Here is a 7,436-nt window from a genome sequence, read left to right on the forward strand (position 1 = left end):
TATCGCGATCCTGAATGGCTACACCGCCCTTGGCATCCCCGTCACGAAAAAGGTGGGGTGAATCCGTCTGGGGAAAGGGGAACTATGTCCGGCAGCTGATTTGTGCAACAGAGTCCCTAATTGACCACAGTAATATCCGCTTTCCGTCAAAATTCGAACACACTCTACACTCTTATAGGGTGCAAAAAGTGAGGTTAGATTCATGTTCAAATATCTAATATTAATTAATTTTTTGATTACTTCGTCGGCATATGCTTCAGACGCAGCTAAGTTTTTAGCAGGAGGTGAAGGAGCCGTTCGAGCTGGCCACTCAGTGACGTGTTCTCTGCCTGAAGGCATGTTTCCACATATCGCTGGCTTGCAAAATCTCGACACGTATCTGGCGAGCAAGGGGCCGAATTTTTCGTCGGGGTATATAACTGATCCCTCGTTATGGTTCGGAAACGGTGAACCCTTGAGAATGAGCCAGAAATTCGCCATCACTGATGATGAACGCGTCGCCACAGTCTGTGCGGCGGTAGAGGACGGCACCGCGACATCTGAACAAATTGCACTTCTTGAAAGCGCCATTGAGGGGAACCGGCTCTGGTGGAAGGTGGAAACGGGATCTCAAGATGGCAAGATTATTAATGGATTTGTCTCCTCCAAATACGTGCGTTTCACGACCTATGACCAATGGATTGATGAATTTGGACCAAAGCTGGGTTCTACTTCGGTAAATCACTCGGCGGCAAATCGCATTACAGAAATATCTGGCGCGGACACCGCAAATGCACGAATGATCGCAGATGTTATACCTTACGATGTCGTCGGCTACTGTCATCTTGGTTTCAGCTTGTCGAGCCTCTTTCAGGACGCACGAGATGGCAACTTCGAAACATCGATAAATGCTGGAATTTGGACAGGATGCAATGATTACGAAGATACCCCTCTTCACTATGAGGCTTCTGCAAACTGCGAAGCGCATTCGTTCCTTGGGGAACCGGTGGCCGCTGAAGACATTGCCAATATTTTCGGGGTTAACGCAGCCTTAGGGAATTTTATCCGTCTCTGCCCGAATACGAGCAAACAGATGGTTCAAGACGCATGCGACGCGGGCCACGAAGATATGTGTAAAGGCCTTGAAAACGAGCAACTATCTTCCATTTGCGAAGCGGAAGAACAAACCGCATTCAGTTGCAAGATCAAGGGACGAAAAGCCACCGTCTCAATATGTGAGAAAAATGGTTATAGATCCTACGTCTATGGAAAAAACTCAGAACAGCCGGAGCTTCAAATTCGAAAGCTAATTCCAGCTGAGGAGTTCGTTGACCCAAGTTATCAGAAGACCTATACCTTCGCCAACGGTGACTACTTTTATCGCGTCAATGCGGGTTTCGAAAATAGGTCAATTGAAGTGTTTAAAATGCAAATTGATCCGGAACACCGTGTTGCAACACAAAGCTGCGTGAATTAATGAACTGGCGGCCGTTGGACGTCTGAACAGCATACTTGGAGCTGCTTCGCATTGTTATCGTTTTTGAACCAAGCCACTTTCATGGCCCACTTTTACTCTGCCGTTGACAGCATCATCGCTGAGCGGTTTGGTGACTTTTTCGGGCCTTTCCAGTGCAGGCCGGGTAGCGCACGCAGCCAAGAAATGAACCATATTTCCCTTTTCGTTCGACGAGCCAGCCATCCGAGCAAGATGGACAAGCCGGGAAAGAGGTGGAACAAGCGGGACAAATTAGTTCGTCGCTCTCATCTCGGTGCCTCGGCAAACCCCTGCCACATGTTGGACATGCTGGTAAGATGTTTCCGCAGAGACGCACATGTTCGCATCGATACCAATTGCGGTCAGCCTTCGATGTCGCAGGCAAAAGACGCCCTCCACACTCGCCACAAAGGTTTTGCAGAGTCGCTGCTTCTATATCACGCGGCAGGCCATATTCTGGATTTTTCAGCAATTCAGTAACGAACACCGAAGGACGTGACTCCGAAGCCAGAATAGTCAACGAAAAACGTGCGCGCGTCATGGCCACATACATCACCCTCCGCTCCTCGGCATTTTCAAAAGGCTCTGCCTCTGGGGAGACAAGGCTCAACAACGGATCGTCGGTGATTTCGGAGGGAAAGCCTATTCGACCGCGATCCGCGCCAAGCAAAACGACATGATCGGCTTCGAGGCCTTTGGATGCATGAATTGTCTTATAGCTGAGGGACATGTTGGGAAAGCTTCGTTGTAAGTCGCGGATACCAGGATCAACATGACGATACCGCCCGAGTAGCAGGACACTGGTTTTCTTGCCCGCCGGTGCCGGCAAATCCGCGAACGAGCTCAAAACCTGCTTAAGCTTATCCATTCCATCGTGCTTATGCGTCCAAACAACCCGAATAGCGGTTTCTTTGCTCTCACCTGCCGGTATAACCGTCTTCGTGATTTGTGCCGGATTGCGGAGCACAAAATGGCGCGCGGCCAGGGCAATTTTATCTACAGAGCGAAATGTGCGACCCAAATCGACCGTTCTGTGGATATCATTTTCATCATCAAACCGACCTCCGAATTTTCTGCCAAAGCCACGCATTATGTGGATATCAGACCCTGCAAATCGGTAGATGGACTGCCAGTCATCGCCCACGGCAAAGACTCGCGCGTCCTGATGTTGCGCCTTCAATGCTAGGATTAGTCGTGCCCGACTTTGCGAGATGTCCTGAAATTCATCGACCAGGATATGACGAAAGGGGCTCTTGAAACGCCCCTCTTCGACGTAATTCGCGGCACGGAGGATCATGTCCTCGAAGTCGATCCTGCCATCAAGACGCTTCTCATATTCACGACGGACCGGATCGAAAACCGACAGGAACGCCCTTGCTCGCGGCCCCATCTTCAACCGGTCAGCTTTCTCAAGACAGTGTTCAACATGGTAGCCACCGCTCTTGAACTGGCGCAAGAACGTGCCCAGAACGCGGGTAAATGCGTCCACTTGGCCCATTTCAATCACTCGATCGAAAATAGTGGCGAGCGGTCGTGGGTTCAGTGTGACATACGGTTCGAGCTTTTTCGTCAAGGCGTCAAGCAAACGGCCCTCTTGGCGCTCATAACTATAGGTCTCGATCAGCGTCGTGCGGTTGTCAGAATGGACCTGCCGCTTCCAATTCATCCCAGCAAGATAGTCTTCACGGTCAACGAAGGGGGCGGTTGTCAATCGCTCTTGCCCGTCCCGCGTGCGTTCACGCCGAACCCCAAAATGCTCTATGTAGACATCGCTTTCGATTAAGTGGAAATCGGGCGTGTAATCACGCTTTCCGTTCTTAGGAAGCGGGTGCGGATAATTGGGTTCGTATTCATAGGCGACCCCGTTTTGATAGAGCCAGTTGGCAATCTGAAGCTCTTCAAAGCTTTTAACTTGCTCACCTTGCAAAGTGCGCAGATCTAGCTGCTCCACTTGCGAATACCAATCGTGCTTGCTCTGGTAATCCCAATCGTTGTGGGGTTCATTCAAGAATTGCGAAAACCAGTTGATGATCGCGTGAGCGACATCTGAGGTCGTGGCAACGAGATCCTTGAAGATCTGTTGGAGCAGGGCAAGAAATGCAGTGTCGTCGGTCGAATGGGCGGCAAGCGCTGGCTTCGACCCTTCGACCGATCCAATAATATCATAAGCAAGTGCGTGAAACGTGCGAGCCTGAACCGGTGCGCCACATCTGGCCTCAACCCGCTCGGACATTTCTGTTGCTGCATCCTTGGCGAAGGCCAGAAGCAAAACCTGGTCCGCAGTGCGAATGCCAGCTTTCAACAAGTAAGCTGCCTTAGCTGTGATAACGCTGGTTTTCCCGGACCCGGCACCGGCCAAAACGAGGGTGGCATCCTCATCGACAACGATGGAGAGGCGCTGTTCAGGTGTAAGTGGCTTAGCCTCAACTGTGTCGAAGAATTCCTCCCAACGGGCGAGTTCGGCGTCGACGAAGGTTTTGATTGCTCGAGCGCGCAGCACAGACGGCTTTTCAACGAAGTCACGTATCACGGCCAGTTTTTCTACATGCTCAATACCAATAGCTTCTGCTCGGAGCTTGCGTAAAAGGCGAGAATCCAGTTTCTGGGCTTGAGACAGGATCGGATGAAGCCTGCAGGCTGCAGGATAAGCAGCGGGGCTCTTCAAGTCCCCAATTTCTTGAAGAAGATGATTGATCTGATCCGCCTCTTGGCTCAACTCCGCGAGATTGAATGCCCGCCAAGCCTCTTCGATGGCTTGACGAAACGTCTCTGCGCGCGCCTTCCCTCCCGCACGCAATCTCGTCTCGCCCGCGTGATCGGAGGCCAGTGTGATCGAGGATACAAATAGCCCATTCTTGATTGAGGGCGGGCTGGAGATTTCGGCGAAGGTTACAACGTTCCGCGTTGAACCATCTATCGCGACCCCATGCTCGACAAGTTTTAAGCTACGCGGGGTGCGTCCAAACGGATTAAGTAGAAAACCGAGTAGTGGCTGTTGAGACAGTTCCATTGGTCACAAAATCATAAGAAAGATCATCATGCTAGAGTGTTAGCACATCCGATCCGTTCGAGGCCACGGCACTTTACCAAGGCACAATCATCGGCCATGCACCTCTCCCCATTTCTTTCCGTATTTTGAAAGTGAATCTCTTTATAAGAAAGTAGAGTATCGATTTTTAACAATAACTTAAGCGGCAATAGTGTCGAGGCAAGGGGGTGGGTGCTCATATGATCCTCGAGCGGTGCTTATCCCCCTACCTGCCGATCAGATCGGGCATCATCGCGTCGGTTCCTCGTCCTGAACATCAAAGAACAACCACAAGACAAACATCGACCCGAACGGCGACCAGGCCAAGGATATAAACCACCAAAGCCAAGGGCTATGCCCGCGGGCCTTAGCCATATCGCCCACCACAGCGAAGATGAGGTAAATGAGGTATAGTGAAAAAAATATACCGAATACGGCTAAGAATACTTCTAGCATTCCGTCAATCCTATTTGGAAACGCAACTTGAACAAGACAGGGCCTCGTCAGCAATCATCGCAGAGCCAGCGAGCCAGGCGCAAGCCCCGGCTGGCTAGGGGAGCCTCTCGCACCGGATCGTTGATCTCTGCCCTGACTCGCGTCATTCGCGCGACCGTATACCGTGCCGCTTAAACAAATGATCCTTGGCCAGAGAGTGTCGCTTCACCTACATCGCGGCAGATTTGCCGCTGACAAAGCTGCCTTTTGCCCACACCAGCGTCAAAGTTGTGCCGATTTCTTAATCATAACTCAGTTCAATAGCGTTGACCGAGCCACCTCTCTGGATCACCATGCTATGTATTGATCGGAGGTTTAAACATTGCGCCATATTCTAGTTGCCCTGTTGTTTAGCCTCATGTTTTCCAATGGTGCTCAAGCTTGGACCCGTGCTGAACTTGCCGATCCCTTTGACGCGAGTGATCTCACCCCGAACGAGATACGGTTCCTGCAGGCCGCACTCGCGCTCAAGGGCGACTATATCGGTATGATTGATGGCAAGTGGGGGGCCGGTAGCGCGAGGGGACTAAAGGCTTACATTCGCGAGAGTGGCATCGACCTTGGACCAGGCGAGTTACCCAACCTTGCGCCGGTGGCTCTGATATCCGACGCAATCGTGACGATCTCGAACCAAGGGTGGTCGCGCTACTATTTCGACTTTGCCGATCTTTCGTTTCTGTCTCCGCAAAAGACGATGACCTCGAAGGTCAGCGACAACGGTCTTAGTCTGGATTTCAACGATAGCGTCTCTTCGCTGTCCATTTCGCTGACATCAGGCAACGCAAGCCGAACCTCAGCCTTTCATCAATATGCGCTCTCCAATTCTGTGTCGAAACCCTACACGGTGCGCAAAGACCGCCTTGTGATCACCTCTGCGAAAGTGTTCGGGGGAAAGACGCTTTATATCCGATCCGATCTGATGAGTGCCGGCAACTGGTCCACGATACTGATCTCTTCGCTGGACCGGGATGCAGGGCGCCTGGCGCTCGTGACTGGCTCGATCCTTCCTCATCGTGGAGCGGATTTGGAACTGCCCGAAAACGGAGAACTGGCTACCGGAGTTCTCGCCTTCCTCGCTGCGGCCAATGATAGTGAAGGAGCGACGGGCAATGCACCAAATCCGAGAGAAAATGAGGGCATGGTCGCAGCAAAGCCGCCCTCGGCTCCGCAGGACGTCCAAAGCAGCTCGGGAACCGGCTTCGCGGTTGCACCTGAAGGACTGATCCTAACAAACAACCATGTTGCAGGAAGCTGTCACAAGATTTTGGTGGATGGCACCCCCGCCACATTGATCGGCGCTGACGAGGCTTTCGACTTGGCGCTTGTGCGCGTGACAGGCGTGACCAATCTCGTGACCGCCACATTCGCCGATGCACCTGCGCCGCTCAATTCTGACGTTACAGTCGCCGGCTATCCGTTGGCTGGGCTGTTGAGCGGTCTCAACGTGACACGCGGATCAGTCACCAGCATCAAGGGGCTTGGCGGCGATGGTAGCCGTATGCAGATCTCGGCACCGGTCCAACCCGGAAACTCTGGCGGTCCGGTGGTCGATGCATATGGTCATGTGGTGGGAGTCGTGGTCTCCAAGCTCGACGCGAAACTGGTTCAGGATGAGATCGGTGATATCCCACAAAACGTCAATTTTGCCATCCGAGGCGAGATTGCCAAACTCTTCCTTTACCAGAACGGCGTGACGCCCCGGACTTCGGGAGAAAAAGACCGGTTAGCACCTGAAATGCTAGCAAAGCAGCTTCAGGCGGCGACGCATTTTATAACCTGTGACTGAATCGTGGGCACCGGATGTGTTTCATCGCTTCGCTGTTCAAGGACTTTTAGAAGGTCAACTGCGAAAACTGTATTGCTGCAGTTGACCTTGGACAGAATAAGGCATTTCCGGGCCATATGTCCTAGGCTCCAAACCCATTAAATTGGTTGAGGACTGGCGGCGCGCGTGATTCAATTCCCCTGAACTTGGGGGGAATTGTGAGCAATCTTTTCTGGCTGCCAGAATGCGGCGTCGGGTGTCTGGCGATCAAGTGCGGAATGGACCATTTGAAGCCGCGCTTTGTGTTCAGACGGCACACGCCGGCCCCCATCAGGGGCCGGCGTGTCTTCACTGGTATAGCGGCGCGATTGGGTCACGCAACGCATCCACGAGTTTCCCAATCTGGCGCAAGCTGATCCCTTCGGGGCGCGCGGACATGCGCTCGATGAAGATGCGGCAGCGGTCGCGCTCGGCCTCCCATTCGCACCCTGCGGTCAGCCGGTCAAAATGCGCAATCGCATCCGTTGCCGAAAGGTTGGGCAAGATGAACAGTCGCGCGCGATCACGCAGCGGCGCGGGGATGCCCTCCAGATTATTCGCCGTCATGATCCAGATAACCCGCGACATGTCGACAGGAATGCGCAGATAGGGGCATTCAAAATGCCGTGCCGTGC

The 7,436-nt window shown here is 52.7% G+C and carries 3 protein-coding genes and 1 pseudogene; 2 read left to right on the top strand and 2 right to left on the bottom strand.

What is annotated here, in order from left to right; all coding sequences use genetic code 11:
• Positions 1 to 202 precede the first annotated feature (202 nt).
• A complete protein-coding gene (locus AB4874_RS19665) occupies positions 203 to 1,456 on the top strand; it encodes a hypothetical protein (protein ID WP_368393288.1) in 1,254 nt (417 codons plus the stop codon).
• A 112-nt stretch (positions 1,457 to 1,568) separates the two neighbouring features.
• Here the strand turns inward: AB4874_RS19665 and AB4874_RS19670 are convergent, their stop codons facing one another.
• Positions 1,569 to 4,484 (bottom strand): UvrD-helicase domain-containing protein, encoded by a 2,916-nt coding sequence (locus AB4874_RS19670; protein ID WP_368393289.1) that lies wholly within the window; start codon positions 4,482 to 4,484, stop codon positions 1,569 to 1,571.
• Between the two features lie 835 nt (positions 4,485 to 5,319).
• Here AB4874_RS19670 and AB4874_RS19675 point away from each other — a divergent pair.
• Positions 5,320 to 6,783: a S1C family serine protease gene (locus tag AB4874_RS19675; RefSeq protein WP_368393290.1), complete on the top strand. Its 1,464-nt coding sequence runs from the start codon at positions 5,320 to 5,322 to the stop codon at positions 6,781 to 6,783.
• 327 nt (positions 6,784 to 7,110) lie between these two features.
• Here the strand turns inward: AB4874_RS19675 and AB4874_RS19680 are convergent.
• Positions 7,111 to 7,436, bottom strand: a pseudogene (locus AB4874_RS19680) (hypothetical protein); the annotation flags it as partial.

It is taken from the genome of Thioclava arctica (assembly GCF_040892615.1).
In the GTDB taxonomy this organism is placed as follows: domain Bacteria; phylum Pseudomonadota; class Alphaproteobacteria; order Rhodobacterales; family Rhodobacteraceae; genus Thioclava; species Thioclava arctica.